This is a genomic window from Sinorhizobium numidicum, from assembly GCF_029892045.1.
Taxonomy (GTDB): domain Bacteria; phylum Pseudomonadota; class Alphaproteobacteria; order Rhizobiales; family Rhizobiaceae; genus Sinorhizobium; species Sinorhizobium numidicum.
The window spans coordinates 2,785,865-2,802,952 of the sequence record NZ_CP120368.1 but is presented as its reverse complement, the minus strand read 5'-3'; the positions used below and the strand labels follow the sequence as shown (position 1 = coordinate 2,802,952).

Here is a 17,088-nt window from a genome sequence, read left to right as displayed (position 1 = left end):
CTATTGAACCAGGAACATAAACGGGCGGCCGCAGCCGCCGGATTGGGTGGCGTAAGCCACCTGACGGCGATGCATTGCCTGCGTCACGGATGGGGCGCGGCGACCGAGGCTCAAGTTGACGAGGAAGGATAGGAACGTGCTGATTTCTCAAGTCAGGAAGCAAGACGGATCGATCGCGGTCGCAGTACGGGCACCGGGCGAAGTAGCACACGCGGTCAATGGCGCAGAAAGCGTCTACGGACTGGCGATGGAAGCGGCCAACAGTGGCAAGAGCCTCAAGGAGATTATCGATGCCAAGGGGCTCGGCGAGGCAATCGATCTCGATCAGGCCTATGCCGAAGGACGGCTGCTCTCTCCGATCACGCACCCCGACCCCGCCCATCTGCATCTGACTGGGACAGGGCTCACGCATCTCGGATCCGCGGCAACGCGCGACGCCATGCACAAGAAGGCGACCGAGTCGGCGGAGGAAACGCTGACCGATTCGATGAAGATGTTCCGGATGGGCCTTGAAGGCGGCAAGCCGAAGCCGGGCGAAAAGGGCGTGCAGCCGGAATGGTTCTACAAGGGCAACGGAACCTCCGCGGTCGCCCCGGGCACACCTTTGGTTTCACCGTCATTTGCCGAGGACGGCGGTGAAGAACCCGAAATGGCCGGTATCTACATCATTTCGGATAAGGGCGTGCCGTATCGTCTCGGCTTTGCCGTTGCCAACGAATTTTCGGACCACAAGACCGAGCGGGTCAACTATCTCTGGCTGGCGCATTCAAAACTCCGTCAGGCGAGCTTCGGGCCCGAGATCCGCATCGGTTCCGCGCCGGAGGACATTCGCGGTGCATCGCGCATCCTCAGGAGCGGCAAGGTCCTGTGGGAGAAGCCCTTCCTCTCCGGCGAGGTGAACATGTCCCACAGCTTCGCCAATCTTGAGTACCATCATTTCAAATATGATCTCTTCCGCGCGCCGGGCGATGTGCACGTGCACATGTTCGGTACGGCGACGCTATCCTTCGGCGACGGTATCCGGACCGAAGAGGGAGACGTCTTCGAGATCGAGGCTGCGGGTTTTGGCCTGCCGCTGCGCAATCCGCTGGCGATCGCCGCAGAGGAAGAGATCGCCATACATCAGCTCTGATATATCTGCTATAGGAGCCGCAGATCGCATTCGGCGGTCGAAACGCGGCAGGAAGACAAGGAGGCTTAAGGCCCATGACACTTCACCAGAACCTGATTGCCGGCGAATGGGTCGGCAGCGACGGCGTCGCCAATGTCAATCCGTCGAACACCAATGACGTGATCGGCGAATATGCCCGCGCCACCGCCGACGACGCTTCGGCGGCGATCGCGGCGGCGAAGGCCGCCTTTCCCGCCTGGTCGCGCTCCGGCATCCTCGAGCGCCATGCAATCCTGAAGAAGACCGCCGACGAGATCCTCGCGCGCAAGGACGAACTCGGCCGGCTGTTGTCGCGCGAGGAGGGCAAGACCCTGGCCGAGGGCATCGGCGAGACGGTGCGGGCCGGCCAGATCTTCGACTTCTTTGCCGGCGAATGCTTGCGGCTGGCCGGCGAAATGCTGCCGTCGGTGCGCCCCGGCATCGGCGTCGAGATCAGCCGCGAGCCGGTCGGCGTCGTCGGCATCATCACCCCGTGGAACTTCCCGATCGCCATTCCCGCCTGGAAGATCGCCCCGGCGCTGTGTTACGGCAACACCGTCGTCTTCAAGCCGGCCGAACTGGTGCCCGGCTGCTCCTGGGCGATCGTCGACATCCTGCACCGCGCCGGCCTGCCAAAGGGGGTCATGAACCTCGTCATGGGCAAGGGCTCGGTCGTCGGCCAGGCGATGCTCGACAGCCCCGATATCCAGGCGATCACCTTCACCGGCTCGGTCGGCACCGGCAAACGCGTCGCCGCCGCCTCGGTCGAACACAATCGCAAGTTCCAGCTGGAGATGGGCGGCAAGAACCCGTTCGTCGTGCTCGACGACGCCGATCTCACCGTCGCCGTCGAGGCGACGGTCAATTCCGCCTTCTTCTCGACCGGCCAGCGCTGCACCGCCTCGTCGCGGGTGATCGTCACCGCGGGCATTCACGACCGCTTCGTCGCCGCGGTGGCCGAGCGGATGAACGGGCTGATCGTCGACGACGCGCTGAAGGCCGGCACCCATATCGGCCCGGTGGTCGACCAGAGCCAGCTGAACCAGGACACCGACTATATCGCCATCGGCCAGCAGGAAGGCGCCAGGCTCGCCTTCGGCGGCGAACTGTTGCAGCGCGACGCGCCCGGCTTCTACCTGCAGCCGGCGCTGTTTACCGAAGCGACGAACCAGATGCGGATCAGCCAAGAGGAGATCTTCGGCCCGGTCGCCGCCGTCATCCGGGTGAAGGACTACGACGAGGCGCTCGCCGTTGCCAACGACACGCCGTTCGGGCTGTCGTCCGGCATCGCCACCACCAGCCTCAAGCATGCGACGCATTTCAAGCGCAATGCCGAGGCCGGCATGGTGATGGTCAACCTGCCGACGGCCGGCGTCGATTTCCACGTGCCGTTCGGCGGCCGCAAGGGCTCCTCCTACGGCTCGCGCGAACAGGGCAAATACGCCGCCGAATTCTACACAACCGTCAAGACAGCCTACACGCTGGCCTAAGGCCGGCGTCTCCCCGCCGCCCGTTTGCGGGCCCTGAAGGAATATGAGATGAAGAAAAAAGCTGAGTGGCCGCGCAAGCTCCGTTCGCAGGACTGGTTCGGCGGTACTGGCAAGAATGCCATCATGCATCGCTCCTGGATGAAGAACCAGGGGCTTCCGGCCGACACCTTCGATGGGCGGCCGATCATCGGCATCTGCAACACATGGTCCGAACTTACCCCCTGCAACGCGCATCTGCGCGATCTTGCGGAGCGCGTGAAACGCGGCGTCTACGAAGCGGGCGGTTTTCCGGTAGAATTCCCGGTGTTCTCGACCGGCGAAAGCACGCTCAGGCCGACGGCGATGATGTTCCGCAATCTCGCGGCCATGGATGTCGAAGAGGCGATCCGCGGCAATCCGGTGGATGGCGTCGTGCTGCTCGGCGGCTGTGACAAGACCACGCCCAGTCTTCTGATGGGCGCGGCGAGCGTCGATATACCGGCGATCGTCGTTTCCGGCGGCCCGATGCTCAACGGCAAATGGCGCGGCAAGGATGTCGGGTCGGGCACGGCTATCTGGCAGTTCTCCGAAATGGTCAAATCCGGCGAGATGACGCTGGACGAGTTCATGGACGCCGAGCAGGGCATGGCACGCTCGGCAGGAAGCTGTATGACCATGGGTACGGCTTCGACCATGGCATCGATGGCCGAAGCGCTCGGCATGACGCTCTCCGGCAATGCCGCCATTCCCGCCGTCGACGCGCGCCGCCGGGTGATTTCGCAGCTCACCGGCCGTCGCATCGTCGAGATGGTCAAGGAGGACCTGAAGCCCTCCGATATCCTGACGAAGCAGGCCTTCGAAAACGCCATTCGCGTCAACGGCGCGGTCGGCGGCTCGACCAATGCGGTGCTGCACCTGCTGGCGCTTGCCGGCCGCGTCGGCGTCGAACTCACGCTCGACGATTGGGACAGGCTTGGGCGCGACGTGCCGACGATCGTCAACCTGCAGCCCTCGGGCAAATATCTCATGGAGGAGTTCTATTACGCGGGCGGCCTGCCGGTCGTAATCAAGGCGGTCGCCGAGATGGGACTCCTTCACAACGACGTCATCACCGTCAGCGGCGACACGATCTGGAACGACGTCAAGGGCGTCGTGAACTACAACGAAGACGTCATCCTGCCGGCGGAGAAGGCGCTGACGAAGTCGGGCGGCATCGCGGTGCTTCGCGGCAACCTTGCGCCGAAGGGGGCCGTGCTGAAACCGTCCGCAGCTTCGCCGCATCTCATGCAGCACAAGGGGCGGGCTGTCGTCTTCGAAAGCATCGAAGACTACCATGCACGCATCAACCGCGACGACCTCGACATCGACGAAGACTGCATCATGGTGCTGAAATATTGCGGCCCGAAGGGATATCCGGGCATGGCCGAAGTCGGCAATATGGGCCTGCCACCGAAGGTGCTGAAGAAGGGGATTACCGACATGATCCGCATTTCCGATGCGCGCATGTCGGGCACGGCCTATGGCACGGTCATCCTCCACACCGCTCCCGAGGCCGCCGAAGGCGGACCTCTGGCGCTCGTGAAAAACGGCGATCTGATCGAAGTCGACATTCCGAACCGCAAGCTGCACCTTCATGTCTCGGATGAGGAACTCATCCGCCGCCGGGCAGCCTGGGTCTCGCCGATCAAGCCGCTCATAGGCGGCTATGGCGGCCTCTACGTCAAGACGGTCATGCAGGCCGACACCGGTGCCGACCTCGACTTCCTCGTCGGGGCGCGGGGCTCGGTCGTCGAACGCGACAGTCATTGATTGGGCGAGGCGGCTGAGCCCGCCCCGGCGCCCTTCCGCGCCGTGCGTGGTGACGCGGCCGGCGCGGTTGCGATTGTGATCCCCCTCACCCCAGCCCTTTCCCCGCGCGCGGGGAGAGGGAGAGGCGGCCGGCAGGCCGGGTGAGGGGCGAATCCGGATGGCAAGCCTTACTGGCTCTGATTTTGACTTTGCTGTCCTTGGCTCTGACTCTGCGTTTGTCCCTGCCGCTCGACCGTCACGGCCACCTTCAATGTTTCACTGGCGATGCCGTGGACCAGGCCGGCAATGGGCGCCGCATCCCGGTAGCATAGGCCTGACGCGACACGGACATAGCGGTCATCCGGGCAGATCTTGTTGGCGGCATCGAAGCCCACCCAGCCGAGCCCGCTGAGGTGGACTTCCGCCCAGGCGTGGCTCGCCGTCTGCTCCGGATGCCCCTCCATCATGAGATAACCGGAAAGATAGCGGGCCGGCAGGCCGAGCGTTCGCGCAGCGGATATCAGGATATGGGCGTGGTCCTGGCAGACGCCCTTGCCACGCTCCAGGGCTTCTTCCGCAGGCGTCTCGGCCTGCGTTTCCCCAGGCTTGTACTCGACGGCCTGGTGGATGATGGCCATCAGCGAGTGCATACGCTCGAGGTCGCTGCCGCCGTCAAGCGATTTCGCAAGATCGCGGATCAGCTTGCCCGGCTTGCTGAGTGGGGTTTCCCGCGCATAGAGCCATAGTGGCACATAGGACTGGTGTGCGCCGAAGATGCCGGCTCTGTCTTCCGTATCCACTTCGCCGCTTGCGATTATGCGAAAGGTCGTCCGTTCTCCGTCGACACTGACGAGATGCGTGCGGTTGCCGAAGTGGTCGTCGTAGCTCACTTCGACCACAGCGTCCTCGACGCGCGTCTTCCAGTTCAGAACCGTCTGACCCGGGTGGTTGGTCGGCGTCAGGCGCAGCCTTTGTAGCGCAAATTGCACCGGTTCATCGTAGTGATATTCGGTCGTATGGCTGATTTTCAGGTGCATGCTTTTCTCCTGAATCTCAGTTGAACCGGTAACCGTCGGAGATTTCCTGTCCCAGACGATTGTTGTGGCTGATGAATTCCTCGAGATATTCGTGCAGTCCCTGGTCCATGATGTCTGTGATCGAGCGGCTGCGGAGCGACGTGAGCGTTTGCTCGGCGGTCGCATGGGCCGCATGCGTTTCGCCGTATTCCCGCGCGAGATAGCCGAGATTGCTGACGATCTTCTCGTAGCAATAGGCGAGCGAGCGGGGCATCCGGCCATTCGAAATCAGAAAGTCGGCGATGTTCGCCGGCCGCAACTCGGCATCGTAAACCCAGCCGTAGGCGCGGTGTGCGGAGACGGAGCGGAGAATCGATTCCCATTGCACATTGTCCATTGACGACCCGACCGCGGCGACCGCCGGCAGCAGCACATAATATTTCACGTCGAGGATGCGCGCGGTGTTATCCGCCCGTTCTATGAAGGTGCCGATTCGCGAGAAATTGAAGATCTCGTTTCTAAGCATCGTGCCGTGAAAGGCGCCGCGTATGAGCCCGGCGCAGCGCTTTATGGTCTCGATGATCTCGGGAAGGTCGGTGGCTCGCACCTTCTTGGCGAGCATCGCCTTCATCTCGATCCAGCACTCGTTGGTCGCCTCCCAGGTCTCGCGCGTCAGCGCCGTGCGGACCATGCGGGCATTGTGGCGACCCGCGTCGATGCAGGACATGACGCTCGAAGGATTGGCATGGTCGCGCAGCAGGAAATCGATGGCGTCGCTGCTCGTCAGCGTCTCGTGCACCTCATCATAAAGCTCTCGCACGCCGGCGCTCTGCAGCACCCCATCCCAGTCGCCCTCGGTCGCCTCGCTGCGGGTGAGCGACATGCGCAGGCCCGCGTCGATCAGGCGGGCGCCGTTCTCCGCACGCTCGATATAGCGGAACATCCAGTTGAGGCCGTTCGCAGTTCTTCCCAACATGGCCTCAGTCCTCCAGTACCCAGGTATCCTTGGTGCCGCCGCCCTGGCTGGAATTCACCACCAGGGAGCCGGCCTTGAGCGCGACGCGCGTCAATCCGCCGGGGATGATCTGCACCTTGTCGGAGACGAGAACATAGGGACGCAAATCCACGTGGCGGGGCGCGATGCCCTTGTTGACGAGGATGGGTACCGTCGAGAGGGATAATGTCGGCTGCGCAATGTAGTTGCCGGGCCGCGCCTTCAGCTTCTCGGCGAAGACGGCACGCTCGCGCTTGGTCGCAGTCGGCCCGACGAGCATGCCGTAGCCGCCGGAACCGTGGACCTCCTTGATTACAAGCTCCTCGATGTGCTCGAGCACGTATTTCAGGCTCTGGGCCTCGGAGCAGCGCCAGGTCGGCACGTTTTCAAGGAGCGGCTTGCGGCCGGTGTAGAATTCGACGATCTCCGGCATATAGGAGTAGATCGCCTTGTCATCGGAAATGCCGGTGCCGGGCGCATTGGCGATGGTGATGTTGCCGGCCCGATAAACATCCATGATGCCGGGAATGCCGAGTGCCGAATCCGGACGGAAGGTCAACGGATCAAGGAACTCGTCATCGACGCGGCGATAGAGCACATCGATCGCCTCGTAGCCGCGGGTCGTGCGCATCTTCACCTTGCCGTCGATGACGCGCAGGTCGGAGCCTTCCACCAGTTCAACGCCCATCATGTCGGCGAGAAAGGCGTGTTCGTAGAAGGCGGAATTGTAGATCCCGGGGGTCAGAACCGCGACGCGCGGCTTGCCGGCGCAGCCGGGAGGCGCCAGCGACGCGAGGCTCTGGCGAAGCAGATTGGGGTAGTTTTCCACCGGCCGCACGCGGTTCTGATGGAAGAGTTCCGGGAACATCTGCATCATGGTTTCCCGGTTTTCCAGCATGTAGCTGACGCCGGAAGGGGTGCGGGCGTTGTCCTCCAGCACGTAGAATTGGTCTTCGCCGGTGCGCACGATATCTGTGCCAACGATGTGAGTGTAGACGCCGCCCGGGGGCCGGAAGCCGATCATCTGCGGCAGGAAGGCATCGTTCTTCTCGACCAGCTCGCGCGGGATGCGGCCGGCTCGGATGATCTCCTGCTTGTGATAGATATCGTCGAGGAAGGCGTTGAGCGCGATCACGCGCTGTTCGATACCCTGGGCGAGCTTCCGCCACTCGCGGCCGGAAATGATGCGGGGAATGAGATCGAAGGGAATGAGCTTTTCGGAGGAGTCTGCGTGTCCGTAGACCGCGAAGGTGATACCCGTCTTGCGGAAGATGTTTTCGGCTTCCTTCGATTTCGCTATGAGCCGATTTCGGTCCTGGCTGGCGTACCATTCATTGTAAGTCGAATATGGCTGGCGCGGACTGCTGTCCGCATTCATCATTTCGTCAAATGCCAAAGGCGTGGTCCCCTTATTTTCGACCATTTGAGTACAACGTTTGATGCAATGCAAGAAGCGTGCGCGTTCGCTGGCGAAGAATTTTTCGCGTGGCCTCTGCCGCGGCTAAAAGCGTTTTTCTCTGTCCGCCGGCTCACAACCCGCGCTTGGGCCAGCCGCGGAGTTCGTCTCCTGATTTGTCAAAAAGCAGATGCCTGAATTTTCGGCATTGCCGGGCGGTCGTGTGCTTGGCCGATCCCATCTAGGCGCGCATAATCCCACCGATCCGGGTAAATGAATGTAGCCGCCAGCAGAGACAGACGGAATGGATGCAATATACGAGATCGCGCAACGGCCGGCGCAGCGGATCACAGGGCACCTTTGGGAAGGTACGTTCATGGAGGCGGCCGACGGTGCTATCCACCGGCTGATCGCCGAGACGCAGGAACATCGCCGGCGCACTCATCCGCGCGATCATTCCACGCTCATAGGCCTTTCCTGGAATGTTCATCCGGAGGGCTTCAGCTACCTGCTCGGCTATGTGGGTGAGGACTGCCAGACGTTCGCTCAGCCAGAACACATGGATCTGCCGGCGATGCGCTTCGCAACGACGATGCATCGCCCGGAGACCGGGGACGTCTTCGTCCAGTACAAGAAGATGTACGACTGGATCGCGGCCGAGGGATATACCCTCGATACGACGCGCCTTCACTACCGCGAGGAGTATGAGCCTGGGTTCGTCTCCCCGTCCGCCTCGTCGCTGCGTTTAATGGTTCCGATCCGCTGATCGGATCATCAGAAAAATTACTTTGACCGATCGCGGCTTGCGTTCTATCGCGGCTCGAAACAATGGCACCGTTCGCGAAAGACCCCGAAGCGGGTCATGCGACAGCGCTTCGCTCGGGAAAAATCGATGACGCTCGCCCGCCTGGCTCCGGCCATTTTCGTCCTGCTCTGGTCCACCGGCTGGGTCGTCGCCAAATATGCGGCCTTTTTCGCCGATCCGCTGACCTTCCTGGTGCTGCGATACATATTCGCCATTCTGCTCTTCATCGGCTTCTGCGCGGCGACCGGAGCGCGCTGGCCGCGCTCGTGGACGACGATCGGCCATGCGGTCGTTTCCGGCATGTTCCTTCACGGGCTCTATCTTGGCGCCGTGTGGTGGGCGATCGGGCAGGGGGTGCCGGCGGCAATTTCCGGTATCATCGCCGGACTGCAACCGCTGATGACGGCCGCCGTCGCGCCGTTTCTGATCGGTGAAAATCTCAGCAGGCAGCAGCAGGTCGGGCTCGCGCTCGGCTTTTGCGGCATTGCGCTCGCCGTGCTCCCGAAGATGCTGGCGATCGACCCTGCCGCAACCCCGATCCAACTGTTGCCGGTAGCCGTCAACGTACTCGGTATGGCGGCCGTGACCTATGGCACGCTTTATCAAAAGCGGCATCTGCAGAACGGCGATATCCGGGCGATTGCGACCTTGCAATATGCCGGAGCCCTGATCGTGACCGTCCCGCTGGCGCTAATACTCGAAGACCTGCACGTGACCTGGAGCCTGGAGCTCGTCGCGGCGCTTGCCTGGTCCGTCCTCGGCCTGTCGATGGGAGCGATCGCGCTGTTGCTCTACCTCATCCGCCGCGGCCAGGTGTCACGCGCTGCCTCGCTAATCTATCTCGTGCCGCCGCTTGCGGCCGTGCAGGCGGCGCTCTTCTTCGGCGAAGCCCTGACGCTGCCGATGATCATCGGCACGATCATCGCCGTCACGGGGGTCTATCTGACCAACCGCAAGACCGACAGCGCCGTGCCCTCAAGCAAGCCAGCCAGCAACGCTACGGCCGGCTAAGTGAACCCCAAAGCATTGCCGCAGGCGCTGGCGGGCGAAAAACAAGCGGCGGATCTTCGGAGCTTCAAATCAAAATGACAAAAGCACTTCTGATAATCGACGTACAAAACGCAATTCTTTCCGGCAAGGGCACGCCGGAGCGACAGCCGCATATCGATGCGGCGCTAGACGAGACAGTCGCGCGGCTCCGGACCCTTCAAGCGAGGGCTCGAGTGGTTAGAATTCCAGTTGTGCTGGTTCAACATGACGGCGCCAATGAACATCGATTGGCCGTCGGGACAGAGGGCTGGGCCATTCGCGACGAAATCGCGCCCGCCGAGAACGATGTCGTCGTTCACAAGAAGAGTTCGGATTCGTTCTTCGAAACCGATCTCGCCGCGCGCCTCGACCAGTTGTCGGTAACTCACCTGGTCATCGGCGGATGCATGTCGCAGTTCTGTGTCGACACGACGGTGAGGCGGGCCGTTTCGCTTGGATACGATGTCACGCTTGTTGCCGATGGCCACACGACAGCGGATTCAGGAAGCCTGCTGTTTCCGGAGATCGTTGCACATCACAATGAAACGCTCGACGGCTTCGATGCAGGCAGGGCCAAGGTAAATGTTCGGACCGCTGCTGAAGTAGCCTTCTAATAAAAGGGCTCACAGGGCCGGCGGGGCGGTCCTGATCGAGGTTTTGCGGGGTGAGGAACGCCGGTCGGCGCGCCATCTCCCCGCAATCTCCGCCCCGTGCCTCAGCCCTGACGGCCGCGATTGTCGGCCCGGCGCACGGCTTGGCCGCCTTCGCGGCGGTCGCCAGCCTGGCCTTCGTTGCGGCCGCGCCATGCACCGTGCTTCGCGCCGGGACGGCCATGGTGCTTCTTGGCTTCGTGATTGCGGTTGCCTTCCGGCCGGCCATCGTCACGGCGGTCACGCTTTTGCGCATGGCGATCGTCGCGGAGCAGGTCGTCACCGGCAAAGCCGGCCGTCGCTCCCGGCTCACGTGCGGGCCGGTCACGGCGCGGCGCGCCGCCCTGACGTTGTCCGCCATTGCCGCGATGTTGTCCACTACCACGTCCACCGCGTCCCTTCGACGGACGCGCCTGGTCGGCCGGCGCCTCGCCGCTGGCGACGGCGATCTGAATGCCCATCAGCTTTTCGATGTCGCGTAGGAGGCGGATTTCATCGGGCGCGCAGAAGGCGATCGCGATGCCGTCGCGGCCATTGCGGGCCGTGCGGCCGATACGGTGCACATAGGCATCCGGCACTTCCGGCAGATCGTAGTTGTAGACGTGGGTAACGCCCGGGATGTCGATGCCGCGCGCGGCGACGTCCGTCGCAACGAGCACGCGGATTTCACCGTCGCGGAATGCCTTCAACGCGCGCTCGCGCTGACCCTGGCTCTTGTTGCCATGGATCGAGGCGGCCTTGAAGCCGACCTGGTCGAGATGCTTCATCAGCTTCTCGGCGCCATGCTTCGTGCGGCTGAAGATCAGCGACAGACCGTCGGGATTGGCGGTCAGCGTCTGCTTCAGGATTACCGTCTTCAGGTCCTTGCCGGGAACGAAATGGACGTATTGCTCGACCTTGTCGGCGGCCTTGCCCGGAGGCGTGACCGCGACCTTGACCGGATCGGTCAGGTACTCGCCGGCAAGCTCGGCAATCAGCTTCGGCATGGTTGCCGAAAAGAGCAGCGTCTGGCGGTTTTTCGGCACAAGCTTGGAGATCCTGCGCAGGTCGTGGATAAAGCCGAGGTCGAGCATCTGGTCGGCCTCATCGAGGACGAGGTAGCGAGCCTGCGTCAGCGTCACCGCCTTGCGGGCGACGAGATCGAGCAGGCGGCCAGGGGTCGCGACGAGAATGTCGACACCACGGGCGAGCTGTTCGGTCTGCTTGTTGATCGAGACGCCGCCGACGACGACGCCGATCTTGAGCGGGCTTCTCTTCACGAAAAGCTTGAGGTTGGCTGCGATCTGGTTGACCAGTTCGCGGGTGGGTGCAAGCACGAGAGCGCGGATGTTGCGCGGATCGGGACGTTTACCGTCGGCGACGAGCTTCTCGATCATCGGCAGGCCGAAAGCAGCGGTCTTGCCGGTGCCCGTCTGTGCGAGGCCGATGAGATCATGGCCCTTCAAGACCAGCGGAATGGCCTGCGCCTGGATGGGCGTCGGCTTTTCGAAACCATTGGCGGAGAGTGTCGCCAGGATCTGCTCGGAAAGACCGAGCTCTTTAAAAGTGGACAATGCGTATACCTTTAGGGCGCGCCAAACGCTCTCGCCGGAACCGCAGGATGCAATTCCGGTGTCGTCTGGCGTCAAGAACCCCGCGTGAATTGGGAACTTGTGGGTTAAAGAAAAATCGTCAAGCGCCTGTGCTGACCGCAATTCGCGGCGATGTCTCGCGCTTTTCCTTCTTCACGGCTTGATGTGGTTGCCGAGGGCGCGCTCACGCGGCGGCCTGAAGGTGACGCAGGCTCCAAATCGTTGTTTTCAGCGGAAAAGTCAAGGGCACATCTTTCGCAGGCGCGAAATGATTGTTCAACTCAGGCGATCGCGAGCTCGAAATCGGCACTGGCCATGGGCTTGCCGTTGACGAGGACGACGACGCGATGCGTGCCGGGATAGTAACGCCGCGTCGTGATCGGCCTGATCGGGTGGCGCCTTTCGATTTTGAGCACTGAACCTGGTTCAAGTGTCGTCGCCGTCCACTTGAACACCTTCGGCGACGTGCTGCCATTCGCCTTTCGGTGGTGCACCGCGTAGTCGATCATGACCTGCTGCTGCGCGCCATCCGAGTTGCGCATCGTCAAACCGAAAAGGAGATCGCCTCCGAGGCGGACGGTCGGCGTGGCGAGTGAAAGACCAGCCTCGATGCAGGATGGCAGGCTGAAGCCAAAATTAGCGAGTGCGCCTTTGTGCCCTTGCTTCAGCAGGGTACGCGAGGCATGGCGCAGCAATCTGAAGCGTTCCGGCGATGCACCGTCCATGTGCGCGGCGACGAATTTTGCGACGAGGTCCGGATGATCCTTGGCGATGTCGTTCAGGCTGTTGGCAACGGAGCGACGCACATAATCCGAGGGATCGTCGATGAGCGCGGTGAGGATCGGAAAGATCGGCTCCGGATCCCGGATGAGCTTCGGCAGCCGCATTGCCCAGGGCAGGCGAGGGCGTGTCCCTTCGCTTGCGAGCCGCCGGACATGATGATTGTCATCGTGGACCCAGCGGGAAATCGTTGCCAGGGCGCGATGCTGATCCTGATGGATGAAGGCGCGGATGCCGAACTCGCCGGTGAAATATGGCGTCAGACGGCGGAGCAGCAGCAGCGACAGCTCGAAATCGTCAAGCCCGCGCGCGGCGACGAACTGGCTCACCGGAAGAAGCGCCCAGCCGATAAGGCCGGGTTCGCCGCGGTCCGGCAGCGTGCCCTCAAGAATGGCCGCCGCCGTTGGGAAGTCGCGCGGCAGGCCCTCGAGAAGCGCATCCCCGGATACGCAGGGATCGTTGCATGAGTTCCAGCGATTCGAGACCGTCACTTGCCGACGCAACGAAACGATCGCGATCGAATGCGGCTGACTTCCGCGAGAGGCAGTCAGCGATCTCGAGGACGACGCCGGATGCAACAGATTCTTCAGCGGTTCTGCCACGGCTTGCGCCCCTTTCATCGTTTCAAATCTGCTGCTCGGTGAGGAAGTGCTGCATCAGCTTTACCGAGCTGATTGTCGCCATGTAAGGGGCAAACTCCGGATCGGTCAGAACACGCTCGCCGGCGGCTTGTGCCGCATCCAAAGTTTCCCACTCGACCAGGTCGGCGAGCATATCCATCGTTTCGCACGCTGTGACGGCGCGCCAGGAGATGAAGCCGCGATAGCGGGAGACGGCAAGCATGGCGCGCCTGCGGGCGACAAGCGCCGCCTCCTTGTCGGTCACGGTGCAAACGGCGAGTTCGAGAACATGTTGGGCGGTCATCGGCATCTCCTTGGCTGAACACCGCTTGACTTAATCACAGGTCAACTGCCAACCTTATGGCCATAATGCTGCGGGAGGAACCATGCGGCCCGCCGACCGACTGTTTCGCATCATCCAACTCATGCGCGCCACTGGCCGCGCCATGACTGCGCGCGAAATTGCCGACAGGATGGAGGTCGCACCGCGCACGATCTACCGTGACATGGAGCATCTGATGGCGTCGGGCGCGCCCATCGACGGGGAACGCGGTGTCGGCTATCTCCTGCGCGAAGCCTTCGATGCGCCACCGCTCACCTTCACTTTCGAGCAATTGGAGGCGCTCGCTTTTGGTGTGCGTGCCGTGCAGATGCTTGGCGACCGGCGGCTGGCGCAAGCAGCCCGTGAGGCGATGGAGAAGATCGAATACGGGCTGCCGGCTGATCACGCGAAAAAATTGAAAGGCGCACCGCTTCGTGCCTTTCGTTCCGCGCTCCAGCCCGACCCGCCGGCACTGCTCGGCGACATCCGTCAGGCGATCGCGGAAGAGCGCAAGCTGCGCATCACTTACGAAAGTCTTGCAGAACAAACGTCCGAGCGTACAATCTGGCCGCTCGGTCTCAGCGTTTTCGGGCACTATTGGCTACTGACGGCCTGGTGCGAACTGCGCCAGGACTTCCGCGATTTCCGGGTTGACAGGATCATTTCGCTCAAGAAGGGGCGCGAGCGATACGAGCCGACACCGGAGCGCAGCTTTGATGCCTATCTCGCCCGCATGGAGTAGGGCCCGCGCGACATCGGATGTGAAAGGTCCATGGCGAAGGGGAACTTGATACGGCTTCGGCCGTTCTGCCTATCGAGCCTTCGCCGACCATCGACGATATGGAGAGAAATAGTGCGGAACCGGATTTGGATACTGGCGGCCGATGGAAACACGGCGCGTATAGTCAAGGGCGTTAACTTGCTGAAGGACGAACGCCAGCAACCGGAAGTGGAGGCATTCCAAATCGAAACCAAGCGCGTTCGGGATATTATGGCCGACAAGCCCGGCCGCAGCCATTCGTCTGTCGGCTATGGCCGCTCGGCGATGGAATACAGCAGCAATCCGGTGCGCGAAGAGCAGCATCGCTTCGCCGCCGAGATCGCCGAAAAGCTGGAGCACTATGCTCTCCAAAACGCCTTCGAGAATCTTGTGATCTGCGCGGCTCCTAAGACGCTTGGCGACTTCAGAAAGTTGCTTTCGCCACAGGTCAAGGAGAAGACCATCGCCGAGATCGATCGCAATTGCGTGGCGGTCCCGACCGAGCAACTGATTGCCACGGTCAAGGCGGTCGTCTTTCCCTGACGGGGACGGCTACAGCGCCGTGCATCTTTTCAGACGCACATAGGCCGCTGTCGCACTTTGAATTGCTGCATGTTTGCATCCTTAGATCGGCGCCGACTTAAGGAAGACGCGGTAGCTTCACGGTTTGTCGCCGCGCAGCATCTCGCGTTTGCCGGCAAAGCCGGGGCGGCGTTCGACGAGGAAACCTGCGGCGGCAAGATTGCGGCGGACGAAACCGGCCGCGGCATAGGTTGCGAATGTGCCGCCGGGTACCGTCCTGTCGAATACCAACTGCATCAGTTCTTGCGACCACATGTCGGGATTGCGGGATGGCGCGAAGCCGTCGAGATACCAGGCATCGAAGCTCTCTTCGGAGGCGGCGAGGCGGTCAAGCGCGAGCCCGCAGACCACCGTCAGCCGCACCGCATCCGTGAAATCGATATCCACACGGCCTGCCGGCGCTTTCGGCCAGCGGGCGACGAGTGCCTGCCGCTCTTCACCGATCTCCGGCCAATGGGAAAGCGCCCGCTCGATCTCGCCAGCCTGCATCGGAAAACGCTCGAAAGAGGTGAAATGCAGGCGGCCATCATCCGTTGCTTGCGCCTGTTTCCATTGCCGCCAGGTCTCACAGAAATTGAGGCCCGTGCCGAAGCCGAGTTCGCCGATCCTGAAGGTGCCGCCCGTGCACCAGCGGTCCGGCAGCCCATTGCCGGCGAGGAAGACATGGCCGCATTCCAGCCGGCCGTCGGTGCGGCAATAAAAGTGATCGCCAAATTCCATCGAATAGGGCATATCGCCCTCGTGCCATTCAAGGCTTTGCCGTGATGGCGGATGGGTCTGGCGGAGATCGGTTGCGGTCATGGCAATGCCGTACTGCATGTTTCCTTACATCGGAACCGATTTAAGGATAAAAACATACAGCAATTCAAGGTGCTACAGCGACCTTTGTGCGTCTGAAAAGACGCGCGGCGCTGTAGTCTTCCGACCGGTGAAGGTCAATCGATGAGCGAAGTTTTGATCGTCGGCGGCGGCATCATGGGGCTCTGGGCCGCCTTGATGGCTGGCCGCGCCGGTATCGAGACGCGCCTCCTCGAGCGCCAGAATCTCGGCGCCGGTGCCAGCGGCGGCCTGCTCGGCGCGCTCATGCCGCATATGCCCGATCGTTGGGGTGCCAAGAAACAGCTCCAGTTCGATGCCCTGGTTTCGCTGGAAAGCGAGATCGCACAAATCGAGGACGCGACGGGTCTCTCGGCGGGCTATCGCCGTTCCGGCCGGCTCATGCCGCTTGGCAAGCCGCACCTGCGCGAAATCGCGCTCGGCCATGAGCAGGACGCCGCGCGACATTGGATCGCGGACGGCCGTCGGTACTTCTGGCATGTTCACAACGCCGATGCCGCCTGCGGCTGGCCTGTGGCCGATGCTGCATCCTTTGGCCTTGTCCACGACACGCTTGCAGCAAGAGTGGCGCCGCGAAGCCTGTTGCAGGCGCTACGCGCAGCGCTCGACCAATTTCCCCTTGTTCGCGTGGAGGAGGGCGCAGAGGTCTCGTCGATCGATCCGCGCCGCGGCCGGCTCATGCTCACTGACGGGCGGGCGCTGTCCTTCGGATATTGCATCCTGTCGGCGGGCGTCGAGAGTTTCTCCTTTCTCGACCGTCTAGTAGCAACGAAAGCGCCGAGCGGCAGCGCGGTCAAAGGGCAAGCTGCCCTTCTCAGAGCCGACGTCGATCCGTCCTCGCCGGTGATCTTCACCGACGGGCTCTATATCGTGGCGCATGAAAACGGGCATGTGGCCATCGGCAGCACCAGCGAGAACCATTTCGAAGAGCCGTTTTCCACCGACGGCCAGTTGGACGCGCTGATACGGCGGGCGGAAATCCTTGTACCAGCGCTCCGCGCTGCGCCGGTCATCGAGCGCTGGGCCGGTTTGCGTCCCAAAGCGGCCGGAAGGGATCCCATGGTCGGCCGTCATCCCGATCACGAGAAGCTGTTCGTGCTGACGGGCGGGTTCAAGGTCAGTTTCGGAATTGCACACGTCCTCGCTCGGTTCGTGATCGATGACATCGCGGGTCGATCCACAATCGACCTTCCGGACTCGTTCCGCTGCGCGGTCCAGATCGCAGCGCTGCGATAGCGACCAGCGCTGTCGTCGGAAGTGCCAGCTCGCGAGCTCGCGATCTTATGCACTTCGTCAATCTGTCACGCAAATCACTTAAC

The 17,088-nt window shown here is 62.3% G+C and carries 15 protein-coding genes and 1 pseudogene; 9 read left to right on the top strand and 7 right to left on the bottom strand.

The genetic code is table 11. The annotated features are described in order from the left end of the window. Positions 1 to 136: 136 nt before the first annotated feature. From araD1 to araD, 3 genes are all read left to right on the top strand, one after another. A complete protein-coding gene (gene araD1 / locus PYH37_RS24615; protein ID WP_280734076.1) occupies positions 137 to 1,132 on the top strand; it encodes an AraD1 family protein in 996 nt (331 codons plus the stop codon). A 74-nt stretch (positions 1,133 to 1,206) separates the two neighbouring features. Further along, positions 1,207 to 2,640, top strand: coding sequence for an aldehyde dehydrogenase family protein (locus tag PYH37_RS24610; protein ID WP_280734075.1), 1,434 nt, complete (start codon positions 1,207 to 1,209; stop codon positions 2,638 to 2,640). A gap of 48 nt (positions 2,641 to 2,688) precedes the next feature. Further along, on the top strand, positions 2,689 to 4,428 hold the full coding sequence (gene araD / locus PYH37_RS24605) for an L-arabinonate dehydratase (RefSeq protein ID WP_280734074.1): 1,740 nt from the start codon (positions 2,689 to 2,691) through the stop codon (positions 4,426 to 4,428). A gap of 167 nt (positions 4,429 to 4,595) precedes the next feature. On the opposite strand, the gene PYH37_RS24600 is transcribed toward araD, so the two are convergent. Genes PYH37_RS24600 through PYH37_RS24590 form a run of 3 tightly spaced genes read right to left on the bottom strand, consistent with a single transcriptional unit; the run spans position 4,596 to position 7,798 of the window. After that, positions 4,596 to 5,444 (bottom strand): transglutaminase family protein, encoded by an 849-nt coding sequence (locus PYH37_RS24600; protein ID WP_280734073.1) that lies wholly within the window; start codon positions 5,442 to 5,444, stop codon positions 4,596 to 4,598. Between the two features lie 16 nt (positions 5,445 to 5,460). After that, positions 5,461 to 6,399: an alpha-E domain-containing protein gene (locus PYH37_RS24595; RefSeq protein WP_280734072.1), complete on the bottom strand. Its 939-nt coding sequence runs from the start codon at positions 6,397 to 6,399 to the stop codon at positions 5,461 to 5,463. A 4-nt stretch (positions 6,400 to 6,403) separates the two neighbouring features. Then, on the bottom strand, positions 6,404 to 7,798 hold the full coding sequence (locus PYH37_RS24590; protein ID WP_280736152.1) for a circularly permuted type 2 ATP-grasp protein: 1,395 nt from the start codon (positions 7,796 to 7,798) through the stop codon (positions 6,404 to 6,406). A 319-nt stretch (positions 7,799 to 8,117) separates the two neighbouring features. On the opposite strand from PYH37_RS24590, the gene PYH37_RS24585 reads away from it, so the two are divergent. The 3 genes from PYH37_RS24585 (at position 8,118) to PYH37_RS24575 (ending at position 10,261) form a co-directional block, all read left to right on the top strand. Beyond that, positions 8,118 to 8,579, top strand: coding sequence for a GyrI-like domain-containing protein (locus tag PYH37_RS24585; protein ID WP_280734071.1), 462 nt, complete (start codon positions 8,118 to 8,120; stop codon positions 8,577 to 8,579). Positions 8,580 to 8,705: 126 nt separating this feature from the next. Then, positions 8,706 to 9,629 (top strand): DMT family transporter, encoded by a 924-nt coding sequence (locus tag PYH37_RS24580; RefSeq protein WP_280734070.1) that lies wholly within the window; start codon positions 8,706 to 8,708, stop codon positions 9,627 to 9,629. Between the two features lie 74 nt (positions 9,630 to 9,703). Further along, positions 9,704 to 10,261, top strand: a complete 558-nt coding sequence (locus tag PYH37_RS24575; protein ID WP_280734069.1) for a cysteine hydrolase family protein — start codon at positions 9,704 to 9,706, stop codon at positions 10,259 to 10,261. A gap of 101 nt (positions 10,262 to 10,362) precedes the next feature. Here PYH37_RS24575 and PYH37_RS24570 read toward each other — a convergent pair whose 3' ends face one another. From PYH37_RS24570 to PYH37_RS24560, 3 genes and pseudogenes are all read right to left on the bottom strand, one after another. Beyond that, positions 10,363 to 11,850, bottom strand: a complete 1,488-nt coding sequence (locus PYH37_RS24570) for a DEAD/DEAH box helicase (RefSeq protein WP_280734068.1) — start codon at positions 11,848 to 11,850, stop codon at positions 10,363 to 10,365. Between the two features lie 299 nt (positions 11,851 to 12,149). After that, a pseudogene (locus PYH37_RS24565) lies at positions 12,150 to 13,250 on the bottom strand (DNA alkylation repair protein). 22 nt (positions 13,251 to 13,272) lie between these two features. After that, a complete protein-coding gene (locus tag PYH37_RS24560; RefSeq protein WP_280734067.1) occupies positions 13,273 to 13,572 on the bottom strand; it encodes a hypothetical protein in 300 nt (99 codons plus the stop codon). A gap of 82 nt (positions 13,573 to 13,654) precedes the next feature. On the opposite strand from PYH37_RS24560, the gene PYH37_RS24555 reads away from it, so the two are divergent. Continuing rightward, complete coding sequence (locus PYH37_RS24555) at positions 13,655 to 14,332, top strand: helix-turn-helix transcriptional regulator (RefSeq protein ID WP_280734065.1); 678 nt, start codon at positions 13,655 to 13,657, stop codon at positions 14,330 to 14,332. A gap of 111 nt (positions 14,333 to 14,443) precedes the next feature. Continuing rightward, a complete protein-coding gene (locus tag PYH37_RS24550) occupies positions 14,444 to 14,893 on the top strand; it encodes a host attachment protein (RefSeq protein ID WP_280734064.1) in 450 nt (149 codons plus the stop codon). Between the two features lie 117 nt (positions 14,894 to 15,010). Here the strand turns inward: PYH37_RS24550 and mnmC2 are convergent, their stop codons facing one another. Continuing rightward, positions 15,011 to 15,733, bottom strand: a complete 723-nt coding sequence (mnmC2, locus tag PYH37_RS24545) for a tRNA (5-methylaminomethyl-2-thiouridine)(34)-methyltransferase MnmC2 (protein WP_280736151.1) — start codon at positions 15,731 to 15,733, stop codon at positions 15,011 to 15,013. Between the two features lie 141 nt (positions 15,734 to 15,874). Between mnmC2 and PYH37_RS24540 the strand changes: the two genes are divergently transcribed. Then, entirely contained in the window at positions 15,875 to 17,005 is a 1,131-nt protein-coding gene (locus tag PYH37_RS24540) for an NAD(P)/FAD-dependent oxidoreductase (protein ID WP_280734063.1), read from the top strand. Positions 17,006 to 17,088: the final 83 nt, after the last annotated feature.